Annotated in this window: 19 protein-coding genes; 4 read left to right on the forward strand and 15 right to left on the reverse strand. The window is 39.3% G+C overall.

The genetic code is table 11. The annotated features are described in order from the left end of the window. Positions 1 to 113: 113 nt before the first annotated feature. A complete protein-coding gene (locus CD001_RS01095; RefSeq protein WP_096185805.1) occupies positions 114 to 908 on the reverse strand; it encodes an SDR family NAD(P)-dependent oxidoreductase in 795 nt (264 codons plus the stop codon). A gap of 70 nt (positions 909 to 978) precedes the next feature. After that, positions 979 to 1,989: a helix-turn-helix transcriptional regulator gene (locus CD001_RS01100; protein ID WP_096185806.1), complete on the reverse strand. Its 1,011-nt coding sequence runs from the start codon at positions 1,987 to 1,989 to the stop codon at positions 979 to 981. 700 nt (positions 1,990 to 2,689) lie between these two features. Here CD001_RS01100 and CD001_RS01105 point away from each other — a divergent pair. After that, positions 2,690 to 3,856, forward strand: coding sequence for a response regulator (locus CD001_RS01105; RefSeq protein ID WP_096185807.1), 1,167 nt, complete (start codon positions 2,690 to 2,692; stop codon positions 3,854 to 3,856). Positions 3,857 to 3,890: 34 nt separating this feature from the next. Here CD001_RS01105 and CD001_RS01110 read toward each other — a convergent pair whose 3' ends face one another. After that, entirely contained in the window at positions 3,891 to 4,442 is a 552-nt protein-coding gene (locus tag CD001_RS01110) for a response regulator (RefSeq protein ID WP_096185808.1), read from the reverse strand. Between the two features lie 94 nt (positions 4,443 to 4,536). Between CD001_RS01110 and CD001_RS25860 the strand changes: the two genes are divergently transcribed. Continuing rightward, positions 4,537 to 4,782, forward strand: coding sequence for a hypothetical protein (locus CD001_RS25860; RefSeq protein WP_142303527.1), 246 nt, complete (start codon positions 4,537 to 4,539; stop codon positions 4,780 to 4,782). Positions 4,783 to 4,788: 6 nt separating this feature from the next. Beyond that, positions 4,789 to 4,968, forward strand: a complete 180-nt coding sequence (locus CD001_RS25865; protein ID WP_142303528.1) for a hypothetical protein — start codon at positions 4,789 to 4,791, stop codon at positions 4,966 to 4,968. A gap of 16 nt (positions 4,969 to 4,984) precedes the next feature. Here the strand turns inward: CD001_RS25865 and CD001_RS01115 are convergent, their stop codons facing one another. Beyond that, complete coding sequence (locus CD001_RS01115) at positions 4,985 to 5,803, reverse strand: hypothetical protein (protein ID WP_096185809.1); 819 nt, start codon at positions 5,801 to 5,803, stop codon at positions 4,985 to 4,987. Between the two features lie 202 nt (positions 5,804 to 6,005). On the opposite strand from CD001_RS01115, the gene CD001_RS01120 reads away from it, so the two are divergent. Next, positions 6,006 to 7,013, forward strand: a complete 1,008-nt coding sequence (locus tag CD001_RS01120) for an LLM class flavin-dependent oxidoreductase (RefSeq protein WP_096185810.1) — start codon at positions 6,006 to 6,008, stop codon at positions 7,011 to 7,013. Positions 7,014 to 7,675: 662 nt separating this feature from the next. On the opposite strand, the gene CD001_RS01125 is transcribed toward CD001_RS01120, so the two are convergent. From CD001_RS01125 to CD001_RS01175, 11 genes are all read right to left on the reverse strand, one after another. Further along, entirely contained in the window at positions 7,676 to 8,668 is a 993-nt protein-coding gene (locus tag CD001_RS01125; protein WP_096185811.1) for an LLM class flavin-dependent oxidoreductase, read from the reverse strand. Next, positions 8,665 to 8,952, reverse strand: a complete 288-nt coding sequence (locus tag CD001_RS01130; protein ID WP_096185812.1) for a DUF3219 family protein — start codon at positions 8,950 to 8,952, stop codon at positions 8,665 to 8,667. Before CD001_RS01130 ends, CD001_RS01125 begins: the two co-directional genes overlap by 4 nt. A gap of 149 nt (positions 8,953 to 9,101) precedes the next feature. Further along, positions 9,102 to 10,502 carry an SLC13 family permease gene (locus tag CD001_RS01135; protein ID WP_179298556.1) on the reverse strand — a complete coding sequence of 467 codons (1,401 nt, stop codon included), beginning with the start codon at positions 10,500 to 10,502 and terminating at the stop codon, positions 9,102 to 9,104. A 62-nt stretch (positions 10,503 to 10,564) separates the two neighbouring features. Next, positions 10,565 to 11,983, reverse strand: coding sequence for an aldehyde dehydrogenase family protein (locus CD001_RS01140; RefSeq protein ID WP_096185814.1), 1,419 nt, complete (start codon positions 11,981 to 11,983; stop codon positions 10,565 to 10,567). A gap of 37 nt (positions 11,984 to 12,020) precedes the next feature. Continuing rightward, positions 12,021 to 13,952, reverse strand: a complete 1,932-nt coding sequence (locus tag CD001_RS01145) for a TRAP transporter permease (protein ID WP_179298557.1) — start codon at positions 13,950 to 13,952, stop codon at positions 12,021 to 12,023. Between the two features lie 67 nt (positions 13,953 to 14,019). Then, positions 14,020 to 15,027: a TAXI family TRAP transporter solute-binding subunit gene (locus tag CD001_RS01150; RefSeq protein WP_179298558.1), complete on the reverse strand. Its 1,008-nt coding sequence runs from the start codon at positions 15,025 to 15,027 to the stop codon at positions 14,020 to 14,022. A gap of 10 nt (positions 15,028 to 15,037) precedes the next feature. Beyond that, positions 15,038 to 15,961, reverse strand: a complete 924-nt coding sequence (locus CD001_RS01155) for an NAD(P)-dependent oxidoreductase (RefSeq protein ID WP_096185817.1) — start codon at positions 15,959 to 15,961, stop codon at positions 15,038 to 15,040. A gap of 27 nt (positions 15,962 to 15,988) precedes the next feature. After that, positions 15,989 to 16,372 carry a carboxymuconolactone decarboxylase family protein gene (locus tag CD001_RS01160; RefSeq protein WP_096185818.1) on the reverse strand — a complete coding sequence of 128 codons (384 nt, stop codon included), beginning with the start codon at positions 16,370 to 16,372 and terminating at the stop codon, positions 15,989 to 15,991. A 192-nt stretch (positions 16,373 to 16,564) separates the two neighbouring features. After that, positions 16,565 to 17,221 (reverse strand): GntR family transcriptional regulator, encoded by a 657-nt coding sequence (locus CD001_RS01165; RefSeq protein WP_096185819.1) that lies wholly within the window; start codon positions 17,219 to 17,221, stop codon positions 16,565 to 16,567. 982 nt (positions 17,222 to 18,203) lie between these two features. Then, positions 18,204 to 19,775 (reverse strand): C40 family peptidase, encoded by a 1,572-nt coding sequence (locus tag CD001_RS01170; protein WP_096185820.1) that lies wholly within the window; start codon positions 19,773 to 19,775, stop codon positions 18,204 to 18,206. 229 nt (positions 19,776 to 20,004) lie between these two features. Beyond that, a complete protein-coding gene (locus CD001_RS01175) occupies positions 20,005 to 20,442 on the reverse strand; it encodes an Rrf2 family transcriptional regulator (RefSeq protein WP_096185821.1) in 438 nt (145 codons plus the stop codon). Positions 20,443 to 20,594 lie beyond the last annotated feature (152 nt).

The following is a 20,594-nucleotide window of genomic DNA, read 5'->3' on the forward strand; positions in this document are numbered from 1 at the left end:
TCGATCTCTAGTAATCACGACGTTTTTCGGATGGGTTAGTTATTTATATTGGCAAAGATTATAGTTTCGTAAGCTCGCTTATTCCATCTCGAAGGAGATGGGATAAACACCAGTTAAAAAATAGTCGGTACCATGCCTCCATCCATACGGATTGGAGAACCTTTAAACGCGGATGAATAAGGACTACATACAAATGTAGTTAATCTACCTATTTCGCTTGGCTTGATAAATCGCTGTATTTCAGATTGAGGTAGGTTTGTAGTCATAAATTCTTTCTCTTTTTCTGAAAAAGTCATTTCTTCATTAGAGTACATACTCTCAATTATTTGATGCACATTTTCAGAGAGTGTTGGCCCTGGCATGATCGTATTAACTGTAACTTCTGTTCCTATTGTTAATTTAGATAAGCTTTTTGACAATGATAATAGCATTGATTTTGTCATACAATATTGAGGCATTTGTCCTGAAGGCATAATGGCTTCTTCACTCGCAATAAAGATAATACGGCCAAAATTATTTTTCAACATTTTAGGTAAGTAAAACTTGGATAATCCATTTGCAGCAAGAACATTAGTACGGAAGTACTTTTCCCATACTTCATCGTCAACGTCTTCGTATTGCATTATTTCATAAATACCCATATTGTTAACTAAAATATCAATGTTAGGGTATTTTTCAAATAAAGCTTCTCTTTGTTGAATTTCCACAATATCGGCCGTAGCATTTTGAGGAGAGGTAGCTGGGAAATCTGACTTAATCTCATTTACAGTTCGCTCTACTTCTTCATCGTTTCTGCAATTAATGAGTACATTCACACCTTCTTTGGCAAGTTCAATAGCAATTGCTTTACCTATTCCTCTAGTTGACCCTGTAACTAAAGCTGTTTTATTGTTTAATCCCATATCCATCATAAATTTCTCCTCTTTAATGTTCCTGTACTTTTTTAGTTATTAATTGGTTATCGTTTTGATAATATAGTCAAGTTTGTACTAAATGTTCATTACGCCAATTTGAAGGGGTGTCACCTTCCCAGAGACGGAAGGCACGGTAGAATGAGTTCTGGTCTTCAAACCCAATCAGAAAGGCAACTTCTTTAATTTCTAGCGAAGGGTCTAGCAAGTACTCTTGCGCCTGCTTGTGTCGAACTTGTGTCAACAGATCCTTAAAACTCGTGCCTTCGTCAGTAAGCCTACGCTGTAATGTACGCTCACTCATCCCCAACTCGCTCGCGACATTCTGAATGTCAGGGCGTCCTCCTGTCAGGCTTCGTTTAATGATCCACTTGACCATCTCGGTAATTGAGCGGTTACGTTGTTGCTCTTTCAATGATTGGTCCAGTACGGGAGTTAGAATCTCCAGCAGCTCTGCATTGTACGAGACAAAGGGACGATCCAGATCTTCTCGATATAGCGTCAGCCTATTACAATTTGCACCGATCTGAATACGGCAGCCGAAATAAGCTTCTAGTGCCTGTACGTCACCCATTGATTGTGAAAATTCGACGAACTTCGCTGTTATAGGTTGACCTGTGCCCCGGCGTCCTAGCTCGAGAAGAAATGCCAGCGTGATTCCTACCAACATTGGCGGACCGGGCTGCTCAGTATGCAACCATTCCAGCTCGATTGTACAGTGCTCCCCTTCTTCGGTGATACGTAAGTTTTCGGGAGGGCACAGTTGTTTATACCGGGCCATTCGCTTTAGAGCGTCGCGGTAGTCACGAGCGTGGTAAGTAGCTAAGACGGTCGGTGGATAATGATTTGTTTCAAAGCCGGTCGCAAGCTTGATGATTCCTTTCGCAGTATCATCAATGAGGTCGGAATAAGCCTGCCAGAGAGCAAAATATTGGGCCGTAGTGACAACTGGTTCATTAATAACGGTGAGTGGAAGTCGTGCTTTTCGAACCACGTCGTGAGCGGCAATCCCTAATTTACTTAATCCTTTCCAAAATCCTACAGGGATCCTAATACGGTCAGAATTATACAACGTCATACATACGGGCTCCTTTAGCTATTTGCATTCATTAGATTATATGGTGATCGGCATCCTTCTCTGTTGACGGGACAGTTATTATCTTACCTTTCCAATGACGCTTTGTAACTAGCGAATAGTGACAATTAACTTGCTAACTATGCCGAATTGTAAGAAAGACGTAAGGATATTTAAACAAACATATATAGGTCATTATTGTAGCTCTTTTGTATTTCGACTATTCAGCAATCGAGGGCATATTTGAAATGATGGAAAGTGTTCTTTCTTCATACTAAAAAGGTTAGCAGAAAGCTCTTGCTATCTCTATATAATGATACTAAATGATAGATATTCCCTTTTTTATATCATCAGTAATCCTAAAAGGAAACAAAAGAAGAGGGGCCCCGTGGTTAGTCGCTAGGTTAGTAGACCTACCTTCATCATCATTTTCACACAAATATTTATTTAAGTTGGAACACCCTCACAATTTCTCAACAGCATGATGAATGAGTAGTCCTGAATCCGTAAAATAACCTTCGTTTTTCCTTGGTGCTCATTACTTATCGCCCGATGAGCGATTTCCGCTGTCCTTTGTAATTATCTATGCTAGTTTAATTGGTGAACGATGAAAATGTATTTCAGGCTTAGAGTTGGAGATAGAATGCTGTATAATAAAAGCAGGTAAAAATTTGAAGATGTTCTTTGACAAGAGGAGGAACTTATGAAGCTGATTCTTGTAGATGATGAGCCGCTCGCGTTAGAAGTACTCGAGCGAAAGATTCGTCAAGTTAATCCACTGGCTGATATTGAAACGTTTGTGACGTTACAGATGAATGTGCACGTCGATTTAATTAAAGAGGTCGAGGTTGTCTTTTTAGATATTGAAATGCCTCACATAAATGGCATTGAATTAGCAGAACAGCTGTTAGAAGTGAATCCTCGCTTATCTGTCGTTTTTGTGACAGCTTTTCATTCGTATGCGATCCATGCATTTGAATTAAATGCATTAGATTATCTTTTAAAACCTGTGTCATTAAAGAGATTACAAAAAACATTTAAGAGAATTGAGAGCTGTCAGAAAGAAAAGGAAGCTCCTGTCCCTCGAGAAAACTTGTTACGCATTCAAGTAAGTGGTGATTTACGTTTCCAATTCACAAATGGGGAAAGTGAAGTGGTCCAATGGCGTACATCAAAAGCGCAAGAGCTATTTCTCTACTTGCTTCATCATGACGGAAAAACGGTTCGTAAAGATGAATTAATCGAGTTGCTTTGGCCGGAGGTTGATCAAGAAAAAGCTTTCGCTCAGCTTTATACAACGATCTACCATATCCGGAAAACACTTGAACGGTTCACAAGCCACTTTTCAATCAAAAATCAGCATGATGGCTACATTTTGTCAATTAAAAATGCAGTCATCGACCTAGTTGAGTGGGAAAAACGACTCGATGAAGCACCACCTGTTCAAATCGATACGATTCGTGACTATGAAACGCTAATGGAGTTATATAAAAACCCCTATTTGGACAATTACAATTTTTTGTGGGCAGAGGCGGAGAGATTTCGCCTAGAGAAGCTATGGCTAAAAACAGCATACGAAATCGGGATCTGCTATGATTATCACCATTACTTCGAGGAAGCTGAAGCTTGGTTCACTAAAGTTTGTCGGATGAAGCCAGAAGATGAATATGCACGCTTTTATTTAATGAAGCGATATGCAACGTCAGGACAAGATCCGTTAGTAGACCTGCAGTATGAGCAATTAGAAAATGCATTAGATGAATTAAACCTCCATATTAGCGACGGAATTACAAGGTGGTATAGTAAGTGGAGCCAAAAAAGGAAAAAGGCAAAGGTATATGTAGGTAATGGAAAATCACCCTCACTTTAAAAGCGTGAAGGATTTCCCCTCACGCTCTCTTCTCTTATTTAATTGTCAACATTAACTCTAGCCGCTTTATTTGTATCAAGTCTTTCCTCTGAATACCACCGTTTAACGTAAAGCGAACAAGCATTTCATTGTACTCAACTTCCATACCCATTTTTATTAACTTCTTTCTCCTGCTTTTGTGACGACGGAGCTCATTCCTTTGCTCGTTTCTAGATAAAGACTGCTTTTTTCCATAATATTCACGAACGACTTCTACTAGCTCTTCTGGAGCACATTTGTTTGAAATAAAGCCATCGGCACCTTCTCTTATTCCTTTTACTATCAGACTCTGTTTATATGATGGTAAAAGGTAGATCATTTGCACGTGATGTTGTTGTTTTTTGATGAGGTTTGTGATTTTAATTCTGTCGGTTGATTGAATTTGTGAATTGATCAGCACAAGATCTGGCTTTAGTTTTATCGCCTTTTTGATCCGTTCATCATGCGGTTCAACCATTAAAACGCTCATATCCTCCTCGTTTTCGAGAAGGATCCTGAGTCCATCTCTATAGATTCCAGCTTGATCAACATATAATATTTTAATCATTTCTAAGCCGCTCCGTATAGTAATTGTGCCTGTTCATAATTCCTTTATTCTATACGGTCAACCTATACAATTTCTTAACAACATTCAGGAGAAGTTGCGTTCAAACATGGAGTTGTTGCGTCCAATCCAAGTGGTGTTGCGCCTAAACATAGAGAAGTTGCGTCCAATCCAAGTGGTGTTGCGCACAAACATAGAGAAATTGCGTCCATACGAAGAGTTGTTGCGCACAAACAAAGAGCAGTTGCGTCCAAACATAGAGAAGTTGCGCACAAACAAAGAGTTGTTGCGCACAATCATAGAGAAGTTGCGCCTAAACATAGAGATGTTGCGTCTAATCTAGGAGTTGTTGCGTCCAATCCAAGTGGTGTTGCGCCTAAACATAGAGAAGGTGCGCACAATCATAGAGTTGTTGCGCACAAACAAACAGAAGTTGCGCACAAACAAACAGAAGTTGCGCACAAACAAACAGAAGTTGCGTCCAAAAATAGAGAAGTTGCCTCCTATTGTCCTTTTTGTCGAAAAATAGTTAAACAAACGTTTATTTAATCACGTTTTCTTCTTGGAAACCCGATGATGATCATGACAAGGCCAATTAATGTTGAGCCGTATGGGTAAAGAAAGGGGAAGAAATATGTTGGGTAGTAGTGCAAGGCATCGGTATTATGCCCGATTCCACTTGGTGATACAGTACGAGCTAATTCGGTTTGTAGCGGTGTCCGGTTATCATAATCAAAATCCTCTCTCGTCCACGTTCCATCGTGCTCTATAAGAAAAGCCCGATACTCATACTCCTCGACCGGAGTCCAACCTTCTATATAAATTTGCCCTTCGTCCCGCTGCTTTTTTCTTACAATTGGGTTTGACAACCCGATCACAACAGCAAAAAATTCTTCGTCTTCCTTTCGATCCTCAATTTCTAAAAATGAAACGTGATCTCGATATTGATCTTGATAATAACGTTCAACATTTACGTCATAACCTTCATATGTATCTAAAACTTCACCGTTCAGTTTTAATTTAAGATTAGCGGGTACGACTTTACTTTTTCTAGGATCCCGGTATTCTACTTCATCGGCTAATAGCTCGTGCGTCATCTCAATAGTCTCGTCTCCGTAATGAGCGAGTGCAGTCGTATACACATAATCATGCTCTAACCCTTCAAGCTCAAAAATATCGTAGCCACCTTCTAATTGAAACTCGATTTCAGGGTCGATCATCTCTGCTGAGTCAATGACAAACTGACTTCCGATATTCCCTTGATGGGTTCGTTCAATCGTCATGAGCGTCGTATAATACGCCGAAGGAACAAACAGAATAAGACCAGTTATTAATAACAGCCACTTGGAAATGTGTTTCATCATAATTATTCGAGTCCCTCCTATATGTAAGGCTTCAACATCATTTTATCATAATTGCGCTTTGTTTGCTCAATATTTCACAATAGCTCCGTAGAGGTGGGACCGAGCAAATTTCATGCGCTTAAGATGATGATCATGATATTCTTTTACATAATCATTAAGGTTGACTTAACATGATTGTTTTTTCATAAAAGGAGGATTTCACATGTCTGAACGGAAACGACTTCAAGATATACATTTATCGGTTCTCGATCTTGCACCTGTTTTAGATGGAAAAACGGTGGCCGATTCGTTTGAAAATAGTTTAAACCTTGCTCAACAAGTTGAGTCTCTCGGTTATAAACGATTCTGGCTCGCTGAACACCATAACATGCCAGGCATCGCCAGCTCCGCAACGTCGGTCGTCATCGGTTATATCGCTGGAGGAACGTCATCAATTCGCGTTGGCTCGGGCGGAATTATGCTCCCGAACCACGCACCACTCGTTATTGCCGAGCAATTTGGCACGCTTGAATCGATGTATCCTGGTCGGATTGATTTAGGTTTAGGACGCGCACCTGGGACAGACCAACTTACTGCACAAGCGCTTAGACGAAATACGCGAAGCGACGGAAGCGAATTCCCACATCAACTCGCTGAATTGCGCGAGTTTTTAAAACCTACATCGCGAAACCGCGTTCGTGCAATCCCCGGTGAAGGACTAGACATCCCGATTTGGCTGTTAGGCTCAAGCGGATTCAGCGCCCAACTTGCGGGTCAGCTTGGACTGCCATTTTCTTTTGCGAGTCATTTTGCACCTGATTATTTGCTGCCGGCATTGCAGCTTTACCGCCAGAGCTTCCAGCCTTCTGACGTTCTCGACAAGCCATATGCGATGATCGGTGTGAATGTGATCGCCGCTGACACCGATGAAAAAGCGAGGTGGCTTGCAACGTCACAGTCTCAAGCATTCCTTAATATTATTCGTGGAAAATCCGGTCAGCTCCAGCCACCAGTCGAAAATATGGATGAGCATTGGGGACTCCAAGAAGAAGCATTAGTTCAAAAAATGCTCCGTTATTCAGTTGCCGGCAGTCCCGCTGTCGTCAAAGAAAAGCTCGAGGAATTCATTGATGAAACGGGCGCAGATGAAATTATCGTCAACACACACGTCTACGACCAAAAAGAACGGATTCGCTCATACGAACTACTAGCTGATGTCGTGAAAGGATAAGTGGAAAACCAAGATTCCGAAGCGCGGAATCTTGGTTTTTTAGTTTTGGAAATCGTGTGGTGCATGTTTTTTCGCTCAGTTTTATTCACAAATCGTGTTTACCAAGATTGACGCATGGTCAGTTATGTCAAGGCGAATTGTTCAGCCATAATGCTGTCATACAACAGAATTCCCCTCCGTAACTACACGATTTTCCAAAGCCTATATGTGAATACAATTACAAATTACCTTTTTTTGGAATAAAATGTGGAAGAAGAGATGGAGAAGTTGAATTTAAACTTGAGGAACAAAATCCGATGCATATATTAAGAAAAGCGCAAGCGCCTTTGGTTATCGACGAAGAAAACTGATCGGACAAAACGCCACGTCCTGTAGCATGCCCGACACTAGAACGTCCGTGTTCGTCGGTCTGAGCCGAGTGAGATAAAGGAGTGTCGAAAGTACCTGAGTTGCTTCGTAGTTTGTCCGTCGAGGCAACTCGTTAGATCAGAACTTCGGCTAAAACCCCCGCGTCCTGCAAGAACGCCGAAGTCACCACATCCGTGTGGAAGCTCGTGATGTAACGCTTTTCGCTGAAGCTAAAAAACAATCGAGAGATTGAAATTTTATAAATTCCTATCATTTGAAAACATGACCGGCTCAATGGGAGAGTCGGTCATGACTTAAGAAAGTAGCTCTTCCGCGATCAATTTATATGATTGTATACGGTCTTCAGGAGAATGAGTAATCGTTACAATCATGATTTCTTCGGTTAGGTACTGCTCCTGCATTTCTTGGAGCTTTCGTTTGACCTCTTGAGGATTTCCGATGACCATCTTTTGCTTCATTTTTTCAATGGAAAGTTGCTCTTCACGACTTAGCTTATATCGTTTTGCTTCGTCAACGGACGGGACTCTTTCACGCCCTTCCCCTTTTTGTAGCGACCAGACCAAATTGCTTAATGCGATTTCTTCCGCGCGTTCAGTCGTGTCAGCACAGATGGCCGATACGGTCAAAATCGCTTTCGGACGGTTCACTTGTTTTCGTGGCTGGAAAGCATCGACATAGTCTTTGATGATTTCAGCTCCGTCCTTATCACTCATAAACTGTCCGAATGTATAAGCAAGCCCGTTTTCTGCTGCGAGAAGGGCACTTTTTTTACTCGTCCCGAGAATCCAAGGTTTTGGAAGCTGCTCAGGCACTGGTGAAGCCGAAACCTTTGCAAATTCATGGTCGTCCGGGAAATCTTCGTTTAAAAAATGAAGCAGATCCTTCACTGCATTTGGCATGTCCCACACCTTTTTTAAAAATTGGTCAGATAGCGCATTCGTCGCTTCCGCTGAGCCTCCAGGTGCGCGCCCGATGCCAAGGTCGATTCGACCAGGAAACAGCGTTGCGAGCAGATTGAATACTTCGGCTACTTTATACGGCTTGTAGTGTGGCAGCAGCGTCGCACCGGAGCCAATTCGAATTCGGCTCGTCTGGGCTCCTATGTAACTTAACATCACTTCCGGAGCCGGGCATGCAAGTCCGGGAAAATCATGGTGTTCCGCAATCCAATATCGTGTATAGCCTAGCTCCTCCCCTGCTTGAGCAAGCCTGACCGATTCTGCTAGTGCCTCTTGCGCTGTTTGATTGGACGATATCGGTGCTTGATCTAATATGCTTAGCTTCATTGCTTGTTCACTTCCCGTAGCACTAATCGAAATTCTCCGACTTGGTTTGCTTCATATAAGTTTGTCAGTGACGTTGAATATTGCTGAATCGCACCGTAAAACTGCAAGTCTGCTTCTGGCACTTCGACTTGAAATGACCCATAGTAAAGCAACGTCGTAATCCGATGATAGTCTTCACTTTTTACATCAAATATCACATCGATTTCCGTTAATTCATCTATTTGCTTCGTTTCGAAGTTTTTAACCGGAATGACCGTTTCGTCTAAGATGATTTGAGTAACCAAGGAATCAGCTCCTTTATTTAGTATGAAAATGATAGCACTTGTACAATAAAGGAGCAAATACAAAGTTTGAGAGTATCGATCTTCTTCATATCGCATTCTCTTGAAGTACCAATGTAAAATTATTTGCGCAAAAAGGAAGCACTTTCAATTTAATATAGTCCTAAAAAATTCCACCAAATAGCAGCTACAACTATTAATAATATTGTCGAAATCACCGTTAAAATGACTCCAGGTTTAATAAAGTCCCTTTGCGTTATTAAACCTGTCGAGTAAGCCATAATGTTCGGAACTGATTCAATGACTAGGATAAATCCGCATAAACTTGCAACACCAGTTGTCATAACAAATAAAACTGGGTCTGCCCCTACTTGTAGTGCAAGGTTTATAGCCACCGGAACAAGTGTGACAACCACCGTGGACACAATTGATACTCCAAGGTGAAATAATTGAACGAAAACGGCCAGAAGAATAATAGATAATATTGGAACCGATATAATCGCTAATGATACATCAGTAAATAGAATAGACGATAAATAATCTACAGATTTTGTTTCGATCATCACAATCCCAATCGACATCGTTGTTCCAACAAGGAGAACCGTATCAATATTTATTTTGGAAATCACTTTCCACTCGGTGACCCCAATAAAAGGCATCCCCATAACGGCGGCTGATAAAAGAGTGACGACGGAAGGATGAAGACCATGAAGTGGCTGGGTTGTCCATAACATAACTGTAAAAACTAAAATAATGATACACTTCAGTTCTTCACGGCTTAATGGACCAAGCTTTGTAATTTGTTGGATTGTTTCTTTTTTTACATTATCTAAGTGAAGATCTTCTGTTGAAGAAGACTGTTTGACCACATACCAAGTAATTGGAATAGAGAGAAACCATATTGGGAAGGTATAAAGAAACCAATCAAAATATGAAATGATTGTCCCAGTATAAAAATATAATAATTCAACAACAATCACATTACTTACAGCAGCAGGGAGCAACCCAATCCCTGATATAGTTCCGCCATAAGACACAGCTAACATCATTTGTTTTTTTAACCCTACTTCATTATGAATCTGAAGAATCGATATTAATGATAAAATTACCGGTAGTATTAAAGAAACCCTCACTGCCGCAGTCGGTATGAATATCGCCAGAATTTGTGGGATAAGAATAATCCCAAATAAGAGAGAATTCGGTGAATTTCCCGTATACTTCAAAATAAAATATACAACACGGTTCGCTAAAGGGGTACTATTTACGGCATTTGCAAACATCATTCCCCCGATGATTAAAAAGACGGCTCCGGTTGCAAACCCGCTTAAAATCAATTCGAGGTCTGCTACTTGAAAAATAATATACATTACTAAAATAACAATGGACGTGTGGCCAAATGAGAGCATCTCGGTAATCCATAAAAAGATCCCTAGAAATGTCACAGCTAAAGTAGCCCGAACCTCCCAATTAACATGACCATCTAACAAAAATAAAATTAAGATAAACCCTAACACCGCAATGAGTATTAGGGTTATCTGTCTTATCTGTATCAATATGGATCACTCGTTTCTTCAATACTCTATCAATTACTCTCATACTTGAGTTATTTATATAATCACGTATTGATAACAATCAATTTTAATTCCGTCATTTCCTCAATGGCATATTGAGGACCTTCACGCCCTGTACCACTATTTTTAATTCCTCCATATGGCATAAGATCTGCTCGATAAGTGGAGGCATCATTGATAATAACTCCTCCTGTACGCAGCTGGTTTGAAACATACATGGCTGTATGTATATTCGATGTAAAAATACCTGATTGTAATCCATATTGACTATCATTAGCTTGTTTTATAGCTTCATCAATATCTTCATAGGTAATAATCGTCATCACTGGACCAAAAATTTCTTCACACACAACCTTCATCTCATTATTTACACTTTCTAAAATTGTAGGTGTAATAAATGAACCGTCCTGCTGACCGCCCGTTACTAATTTTGCTCCTAGGCTTACAGCTTCATCAATCCAATTCTTAATTCGATCTGCTTCTCTCTTACTAATTAATGGCCCCATGTTGGTCGATGGGTCCATTGGGTCTCCCATTTTGATAGCTTTTGTATGTTTAGTCAGGTGACTAAGAAATTCTTCTTTAATACTTTTGTGTACATAAAGGCGTTGAGCGGAAATACACGCTTGCCCTGCATTAGTGAACCCCCATTTCGTACATAATTCTGCTGCCTTTGTAACGTCTGCATCATGATGAATAATATTGGGTGAGTTATTCCCCAATTCTAAAGAAACGTTTCTAAAACCACTGTTTTGTTTAATATGCAAACCGACTCCAGGACTTCCAGTAAATGTATACTTGTTTATCCTTTCATCTTCAAGAAGCCAATTCCCTACTTTAGAACCTTCTCCGCAAATAAGATTTACATACCCGGCTGGAAGCCCTGCTTCCCGCAAAATATCCATTAATACATAGGCATTAATCGGCGTATCAGAAGATGGTTTCCAAACGACTGTATTTCCAGAAGCAATAGCTGGACCAATCTTATGACAAGAAAGATTAAGAGGGACATTAAAAGGCGTAATCGCACAAACTACCCCTATTGGTGTACGAACATAATAACCCATCTTACTTTCGCTACCAGGACTAGCTGATAAAGGGACGACCTCCCCTCCAATTCGTTTCGCTTCTTCAGATGAAACTAATAACGTTTGAACAGCCCGGTCAACTTCTACTTCCGCTTCAGAAATCGTTTTACCTACTTCCTTAACGAGTAGTTCTGAAATTTCTTCTTTTCTCTCTTTTAATAGTTTAGAAGCATTATTCAGAATCTCAAATCGTTGATAAGGTGTTAGTTGATCCGTTTCAAATGTCTTTACCGCTACATCAACCGCTTGCTTAACATGCTCCTTTTCAGCTTTAGAAATTGTGGCTAATGGCTCTCCAGTATACTTATGAAATACTTCAAAAGATGATAAGGATATGATTTCTTCCTCTCCAATTCTTAATCCGAAATTTTCCATACTGTACTCCTCCTCTTAAGAATCTTTCATTCTTCTATTATGGACTCACCTGCTGTTCTCCTATTTGTTCAATATCTGGGCGCTTATAGTGATACATAACGACAAGAACTAATATTAAGACACCGACAGCTCCTGTAATGAAATCGAAGATTAGAAGGAGCCCACCGCCCAATACGAATCCAACCCTTTCGTAAATATAAAGCTTTTTATTAAAGTAACCGATGATACCAGCACTCAGGCAAAAGAAGCCAATGATAGCAGGAATGAGTGTCAAGATGATGTTGAACACGTCTCCTTGAAGTAAAAAGTGATCAGAGAACATAAACATATAAGGAACAATGAATGCTGGCAGCCCAATAAGACAGCTTGTAACAGCGGTTCTCAAAGGATTCGCCCCAGCAATTCCTGCACCAATATAAGCTGTCACCGCTACAGGCGGAGTGATCGATGATAATGCAGAAAAATAAAAGACGAACAAGTGACTTGCAAGGACAGGGAAACCTAAATTTATTAATGCTGGCGCAGCCACAGCAGAACCGATAATATAGGCTGCTACAGGAGGTAAGCCCATACCTAGAATAATTGAAATGATCATCGTAAAGATTAACGCTAATATTAAACTTTGACCTGCAATGCCAAGTGTAACCGACGAAAAACGTAGACCTAATCCCGTTAAATTTAATACTCCGATTACAATCCCCGCACAAGCACAGGCAGCAGCTGCTTGCAATACCATGCCTGAAGAGTCTGCAATCGCTTGAAAAACTTTTTTAATCGTTAATCGAGAAGTCGGTTGAATGAATCCCATGATAATAAGCGCAATTGTAGAGTAAAAAGCTGCGTACATGACAGGGTAATACATCAAGATAAGTACGATTAGTAAAATCAAGGGTAACATCACATAGAAACCTTTTTTGATCACCAAAAAAATACTTGGTAATTGCTCTTTTGAAAGTCCTCGTAACCCTAACTTTTTCGCCTCATAATGGACAGCAGTAAATGTAGCTAAGTAAAAAAGGAGCGCTGGAATAATTGCTGCAAGCACAATATCTCCATAAGGGATACCAGTAATCTCCGTCATAATAAATGCAGCAGCTCCCATGATAGGAGGTGTAATTGTTCCACCAGTTGAAGAGGCAGATTCCACTCCTGCTGCAAAGTGCCTTTTATACCCTATTTTTTTCATTAGGGGGATTGTCAATTGACCAGTTGTAGCAACATTGGCTGAGGCACTTCCAGATACACTCCCCATTAAAGCACTCGCTATGATTGAAACTTTTGCAGGTCCTCCTGTATATTTTCCAGCAATAGAGAATGCTCCATCAGTAATCACTTTACTTGCACCTGTTGCATTTAAAAATGCTCCAAAAAATACAAACATAAATACCATAGTAGCCGCAACCTTCGCGGGCGCTCCATAAATTCCGTTCGTCGTCATATAAAACGTGTTCGTTAAGCGCTCTAAGCTATATCCAGGATGACTAAATATCCCACCAATATTTCCACCCCAAAGGGCATAAAAAATAAAAAGTATTGCTATTCCCGGTAATAAAATCCCTATCGTCCTTCTGCTGATCTCCAATATTACCGCGACTGCAATGATAGTCATAATTATATCTGTATAAGTTGGTGTGACCGCTCTACTAATAATCTCATTATAAAAGGAACTTCCATATAGAAATGGTAAAACTGCTACAGCAGCCAAAACCCAATCATACCAAGGAATTGATTCGGACTTTATTTTTGGTGAGGCTTTATATAGTAAAAAAGTCAATGTAGATACAAACATTAAAAATATTCCTGTATTAATCATAGGGGCTCTCATACTAAAAATAATTAAATAAATTTGAACGACCGCCATCACAAAACTTATTGTAAATACAATGGGTTTATCAATACCTCTCAATTTACGCTTAGATCGGGAAACTTCAGGATCAATTTCCTGAGGTACCTTTGGTTGATTTGACACTATGTCCCCTCCTTTTCTAGAGAGATCCATATAGATGGACAATTTCTTGTCCATCTATATAACGTTTTTAATCTTCAATAATACCATTTTCTTTATAATAGCTCTCAGCACCAGGATGAAGTGGCATAATAGGAATGAGAGCGCTTTCTATTAAGTCAGCATTAAGGTTTTCTTGTGTAGGGTGAGCTTCTATTAATCTATCCCGGTTTTCCCAAACAGCTTTTGTTAGGTCGTACACTAAATCGTCAGGAAGGTCAGCACTAACATAGTTAATTGTCGCTGCAAAGACTGTATTTATATCCTGCTCAATATCACTGTATGTTCCCCCTGGTAGAGTCCCCCCCGTTAAAAATGAATATTCTTCATCAACAAGTGATAACTCTTCATCAGTAAACTCTAAGATTCTAATATCATTCGTTGTACCCAATTCTGTTAAAGCAGGGGTGGGAGCTCCTGTAGAAAATATCGTTGCATCAATTCTTCCTGTACTTAATGCATCTGCAGCTTCATCATAATCTAAATAAAATGGTTCATAATCTTCATACCTAATTAACCCTATAGCATCAAATACTTGTTGAGATGTTACCTCTCCACCACTCCCTTGTACATTTACACCAATTCGTTTACCTTGCAGGTCAGAAACAGAAGCAATATCACTGTCTTCTAAAACAACTACTTGAAAGGGATAGTCATATACAGGTAACCACCCACGAAGGTTGTCATGTTCATCTCCTTCATATTCACCTTCTCCATGAAATGCATGATAGCCGACACCAGAGTTGCCGTGACCAGAATCTAATTCCCCATTATTAATTAGTGCAACATTGTCCGCTCCTCCACCCGTTACCTCCACGTTCACTTGAACATGATCCAGTTCCGTATTAATGATTTCTGAGTACGCAGTCGATATTTGATAGGCGGCTCCTCCTGGAGTTGCTCCTCCAAAAGCCAATACATAAGATTCCTCACTACCTGAAGCATCATCTGAATTTCCCTGAGTATCTTGTTCCTCACCACAAGCAACCATCATTGCTATAAAAGTTGAAAACATGGAGATAAATATACATCTTTTCATAATTCCCCTCCTAGGTTTTACTTGGTTCAGATTCGCTTTGCCCCACTTCAACATTCGCCCATTGTTCAAAGTACTTCACAATCGTTGTATAATCTTCCCCTTCAGCACCTTGTGTCATAATATAACGCCAAAAATGAGTTATATTTGTTCCTAAATACATTGGAACTTTTAAATTTTCCGCAAGGTCTAAACAAAGTTTCATATCTTTATAGGCAAGATCAGTTTTGAATCCATAATCAAATTTCCGGTTAATAATAGACTTTTTAAATTTATCTTCTGTTGCTGAATTCCTCCCACTACTTACGTTAAGTACATCAATCATTTTTTCCGGATTAAGTCCTGCTTTCACACCAAGGACTAAAGCCTCTGATGTTATCGCTAAAGCTGAAGATGAAAGTAAATTATTTATTACCTTCATGACTTGCGCCTGCCCAATCTCATCTCCTACATGAATTACCTTTCTCCCAAGGCAAGATAGTAATTCATAATGTTCCGTAAACGCTTTCTCAGCACCAGCAACCATTAATGATAATGTTGCTTTCTCAGCCCCCGGGACTCCTCCACTTACAGGTGAATCTAACACATTGATATCATGCCCCAAGAGTACTTTCCCAACCTCATTCGATACAGTTTGACCAGACGTCGATAGGTCGATATATGTTTGAATTCTCTTCCCTTCAACCAAACCTCCCTTTCCAATCGCAACTCTCTTAACGATTTCAGGAGTTGGTAAACTAACAAGTACCACATCAGCAAGGTCTGCAACATCCTTCGGGTTGTAAGCCTTTTCAATCTTTTCATTAATGAACTCATCTACTACTTCTGTTCGAATATCGTATACGACCATAGAATAACCATTTTTGGCAATATTTTTGGCCATATAATAACCCATATTACCTAATCCGATGAAGCCTATAATTAACTCTTTTTTCATATGCTTAACTCCTTGTAGGCTTGATTTTTATTCGACTTCGTCATTTAAGTCCTTAATAATTTCACTAGCTACTCTAAAACTATCTACAGCAGCCGGTACTCCACAATATATTGCACTTTGTAACAACACTTCTCTGATTTCCTCTTTTTTGCAGCCGTTTCTTAACGCACCCTTTAGGTGTAATTTCAACTCATGTGGACGGTTAAGGGCTGTTAACATAGCTAAATTTATTAAGCTCCTTTGTTTTTTATCTAATCCAGACCTTGACCAAACTTCTCCCCAGCAATATTCAGTTACAAGTTGTTGTATAGGCTCATTAAATTCAGTGGCATTGTTAATTGATCTGTTTACATGCTCTTCTCCTAATACACTTTTTCTAATGTCTAAACCTACTTCAAATTTTGAACTCATCTTACCTCTCCTTTTGCTCGTTATTTTTGTATTTTGTATATTGTCGACAATATACAAAATGTGTTTATACACGAATTATATAAAACCCGTCTATATTTGTAAAGTGTTTTTAAAATTTTCTGTAAATTAATATGAGAGTGGATTAAGAAAAGTTACTTTAAATGTACATTCATCTACCACTCTCCAAGACTGTCAATTGTTTTGTTCAACCAATATTCTTTCTAAAATTGCTAAAGCTCTTTTCTCTTTTTTAGATAATACTTTTAATATTTTTTCTTCATCCTGATCTCGTAATCCTATAATAATTTCCTTATATTCACAGATTGACTGACTAAGACTATCTGGATGTGAAAGAGTCAAATATCTAAAAGTAGTCCACCTTTTATTCAACTTTTCATATAAATCTTTTAAAACAAGGTTATTAGGTAATTCAAATAAAAACATATGAAGTTTTTCTACCAATAAGAAACATTTTTTTAATTCTTCATCCTTTATAGAATTTTCCATTTCCTCAATGATTTCAAATAAGTAATTTATTTGTTCAGTACTTCGATTTATAACACCCTTTTTCAATGCTATTTCGGTCAACCGATATACAATATCATAGAAATCTAAGATCTCTTTTCTTGAATACTTTTTTACAAAGACACCTTTCCTCGGAACTCGCTCTACAACCCCCTGATTTTCTAATAAGAATAGTGCTTCTCTTATTGGCGCTCTGCTTGTACCAAATATATCCTTTAATTCTTGTTCCAATAACCTTTGTCCTGGTTCGAGTTTTCCTTCAACAATTTGTGTGGCAATGTGATCTGCAATTTTTTGCGAAAGCGTCAATTTTTCAAATAACACTATAAAACCCCTCTCTATTTATCAGTTTTAAAAAAGCATAACTCAATCATGAAGAAAGAATTTTTTTATAAAAGAGTGGAACAGATAATGTCCATACACCATCATACACTTTTTTCTAATTAATCCCAAATGTATTTTAACGAATAATATAAATTCGTGATGCTTTGAAATAATCCCCTTTACACTCTTATAACTTCATGACTATACACAAATATCTTGTTAAAATTAGTCTAACAAAATTTAAAATTTCATGTCCAAATACTCTAGTTTTCGGATGAGATTTTTACATCCATCCATTCCTTTTCATACAATTCCCATAAAGCAATTGCGTTCTATGTCCTAACTTATTGTGAATAACTAATCTTCTAGAATCCCGCTCTCTGTTTGTTTATAGTATAGATAATCAGGGGATTTTGTCGAATCAAGGTTAAACAAACGTTTATTTAAACGGGAGCTCTCATCCGTTTTCGTGTCAATGATCGAAGTTGTCGCATATTTTGGAGCAGGAGGTGACAATAGTAGAGCACTGACCACCGTTACGTTGCTGAAAATTGGAAAGTACTAAGTTTGGCGTTGGTTTATCCGTGAATTTTTCAGTTTATCCGGTTAAATATTTAATTTATCCATGAAAAATCTGAGTTTATCCGGTAAAAATCTTGTTTTATCCGCGGAAAATACGGGTTTATCCTGTAAAAAATTCGTTTTATCCGTGAAAAATCCGGGTTTATCCGGTAAAAATTTTGTTTTATCCGCGAAAAATCCGGGTTTATCCTGTAAAAAATTCGGTTTATCCGCTAACTAGAATGATTATAATTAACTTCGGAATCCGACACATAATTCTGATTCCAACACATTCATCGGTACCTATTCCAAACTTCTGAATAGGCAACATATTTTTGCCTAAAAACACCGCATGCGACAGCAAAAAAGCCACACAGAGAGAACGACTCACCTGTGTGGTTTCTAGTAAACTTATAAACTACTAGTTAATTTTTTTGGCTCCGAGGTATCTAGAGCTCCAGTAATTTGTGTTCAAGTTTGCGACTGTCACCCCGGTTGACGAGCCTGCATGGATAAACTGGTTATTCCCGATATAAATGCCGTTATGAGAAGGTCCTTCGCGATATGTTTCGAAGTAAACAATATCGCCGACGCTCGGCTTTGAAACGGACGATGTTGCATTCCATTGTTCTGCAACAGTCCTTGGGAGGTCCACTCCGTTTTTCTTGAAAACATATTGTACGAATCCGCTGCAATCGAAGCCTGATGGTGTCGTACCGCCCCATACATATGGGGTTCCAGTTAGTTCTGCTGCATCTGCAATGAGATTCATTGTGTCAAATGACGCTTTATCTGATGAAGATCCTTGTGATTCTTCCATATGAATTTTCGAAATTTCTTCGAGTTTTTCCCATGTCGTCTTATTCACTTTGCCTGTTTCAGAAAGATTCCAGTCTTTTTGGAAGGCAATCAACGCATCTTTCGTAATTGGACCGAAATAGCCGGTTGGGGCTTGTTTGAAATGGCCGATCGCTTTCAGCATATTTTGCAGCTCTGTAACATTGTCGCCTCGACTGCCTTCTTCTAACAAAATTTTATCAGCCGAAGAATTTCCAGACGACCCTGAATTTGAACCGGAAGATGATTCTGTCTCCTTCGGAATGTTTTTCTCGAGCTGACCAAATGTTTGCGGTCCGAAAATGCCATCAACTTGAATGCTCGTCTGACGTTGTAATTGGCGAACAGCATCTGCTGTTACTGAACCGTAAATTCCAGTGACATTCCCTGAATAATAGCCTAAATCTTTTAATCTCGTTTGCAGCTCTTCTACTTCTTTTCCACTGCTTCCTTGACGCAAAATCACGTTTGATAGATCGACTGATCCATTTGATCCAGAATTAGCAGATGAGTTATCGTTGCTGCCATTATTTGATGTACTTCCGATCTCTTCGTTCATTTTAGTCAACGTTTGTGGCCCAGCAAGCCCATCGACTTTTAATCCCCGAGCCTGTTGAAAGCGTCTAACTGCCTTTTCCGTGATACCCCCGTAATAACCCGTCGCCTCATGGTAATCGAAAAAGCCTGCTTTTTTCAGGTAAGACTGGAGACGAACGACATCGTCGCCTCGTGTTCCTTGACGCATCACTTGATTCGTATTCCGAACAGCTTCTCCGTTGTATGTACCTGAAGAGGATGAAGTAGATTCATTACTTTCTTTTTCAGACGAGCTTGATCCGCTCGAACTACTTGCATTAAGGGCACCGAAGGTCTGTGGACCGACAATACCGTCAACAGTCAAGTCGTTCGCTTTCTGAAAATCTCTTACAGCTGTTCTCGTAATTTCACCGAAATACCCTGTTGCTGTGTGAAAATTGAAATAGCCTTCCTCTTTCAACCGCTCTTGCAGCTCTTTTACATCCGACTTCTCCATACCAAACCGCAGTGTTTCACTGCCGAAGGACGCTTCTGCTAGATTAGGAGCAACGAGAACAGCACCGGTCGCAGCAGCTGACACAAACAGAGTAGAACGTACTTTCGAATCAAAAAAAGACATAAATCCACCTCTTTCCCAAATTCTTCATAATGTGACATTTAGCACTATTATACTACATATTTTATCCAATAATAACAGATTGATAGAGTTTCTAGTAGGTTCGAAAGTACTATTTTGGAAAGGTTATCCTCTATGGGTAGATGGGGAAAAAGACAAACCCGACAAGTGCCAGGCACTTGTCGGGTTTTGTCGAATAAAAAACTAGGAAACCTATTGTGGAATAGATTTCCTAGTGAGAGAAGAAAAGGTTTTTTAATTCGTCTTCGTTTACGAGAAGATCTTTCAGTGTGTATGAATCAAGTATGTTTAAGTAAGCGGAGAGCGCTTCATTTAATACTCCTTTCAGTTTGCACGCTGGGCTGATCTTGCACGTATTTTTTTCAGGGTCAAAGCATTCGACAAGATTGAGTGGGCTTTCCGTATGCCTGACGACGGCACCGATATTAATTTGCTCCGGACTTTTTGCAAGCCTGATGCCGCCATTTCTCCCTCTTATCGTTTCAATGAATCCTAGCTTCCCGAGCTCATAAACGACCTTACTTAAATGATTGCTTGAAATGTTGTAAAAATTGGAGATTTCCTTTATATTGGATCGTTTCTCTTCGGGCTGGATCCCTAAGTATATGAGGACACGTAACGTGTAATCTGTATATATCGTTAATTGCATATTCATCACCTTCGTTCATTTTTCAAAACGAAACTATCTTTATTATTGTATTTCACTATACCACAAAAGGTAAATACGTTTGAAAATGTGAACAATTTTTAAACATGTATTTTAAATATTGCTTTTACGCACCGAAAGGCTCCATAATAAAG

The organism is Evansella halocellulosilytica, assembly GCF_002335745.1.
GTDB lineage: Bacteria > Bacillota > Bacilli > Bacillales > Salisediminibacteriaceae > Bacillus_CA > Bacillus_CA halocellulosilytica.

What these genes read in the sequence shown, in the direction of transcription:
- CD001_RS01100 (WP_096185806.1), bottom strand. Translation starts at nt 1,989, where the DNA reads ATGACGTTGTATAATTCTGACCGTATTAGGATCCCTGTAGGATTTTGG.
- CD001_RS01120 (WP_096185810.1), top strand. Translation starts at nt 6,006, where the DNA reads ATGTCTGAACGGAAACGACTTCAAGATATACATTTATCGGTTCTCGAT.
- CD001_RS01170 (WP_096185820.1), bottom strand. Translation starts at nt 19,775, where the DNA reads ATGTCTTTTTTTGATTCGAAAGTACGTTCTACTCTGTTTGTGTCAGCT.
- CD001_RS01150 (WP_179298558.1), bottom strand. Translation starts at nt 15,027, where the DNA reads ATGAAAAGATGTATATTTATCTCCATGTTTTCAACTTTTATAGCAATG.
- CD001_RS01115 (WP_096185809.1), bottom strand. Translation starts at nt 5,803, where the DNA reads ATGATGAAACACATTTCCAAGTGGCTGTTATTAATAACTGGTCTTATT.
- CD001_RS01175 (WP_096185821.1), bottom strand. Translation starts at nt 20,442, where the DNA reads ATGCAATTAACGATATATACAGATTACACGTTACGTGTCCTCATATAC.
- CD001_RS01140 (WP_096185814.1), bottom strand. Translation starts at nt 11,983, where the DNA reads ATGGAAAATTTCGGATTAAGAATTGGAGAGGAAGAAATCATATCCTTA.
- CD001_RS01160 (WP_096185818.1), bottom strand. Translation starts at nt 16,372, where the DNA reads ATGAGTTCAAAATTTGAAGTAGGTTTAGACATTAGAAAAAGTGTATTA.
- CD001_RS01105 (WP_096185807.1), top strand. Translation starts at nt 2,690, where the DNA reads ATGAAGCTGATTCTTGTAGATGATGAGCCGCTCGCGTTAGAAGTACTC.
- CD001_RS01095 (WP_096185805.1), bottom strand. Translation starts at nt 908, where the DNA reads ATGGATATGGGATTAAACAATAAAACAGCTTTAGTTACAGGGTCAACT.
- CD001_RS01155 (WP_096185817.1), bottom strand. Translation starts at nt 15,961, where the DNA reads ATGAAAAAAGAGTTAATTATAGGCTTCATCGGATTAGGTAATATGGGT.
- CD001_RS01125 (WP_096185811.1), bottom strand. Translation starts at nt 8,668, where the DNA reads ATGAAGCTAAGCATATTAGATCAAGCACCGATATCGTCCAATCAAACA.
- CD001_RS01110 (WP_096185808.1), bottom strand. Translation starts at nt 4,442, where the DNA reads ATGATTAAAATATTATATGTTGATCAAGCTGGAATCTATAGAGATGGA.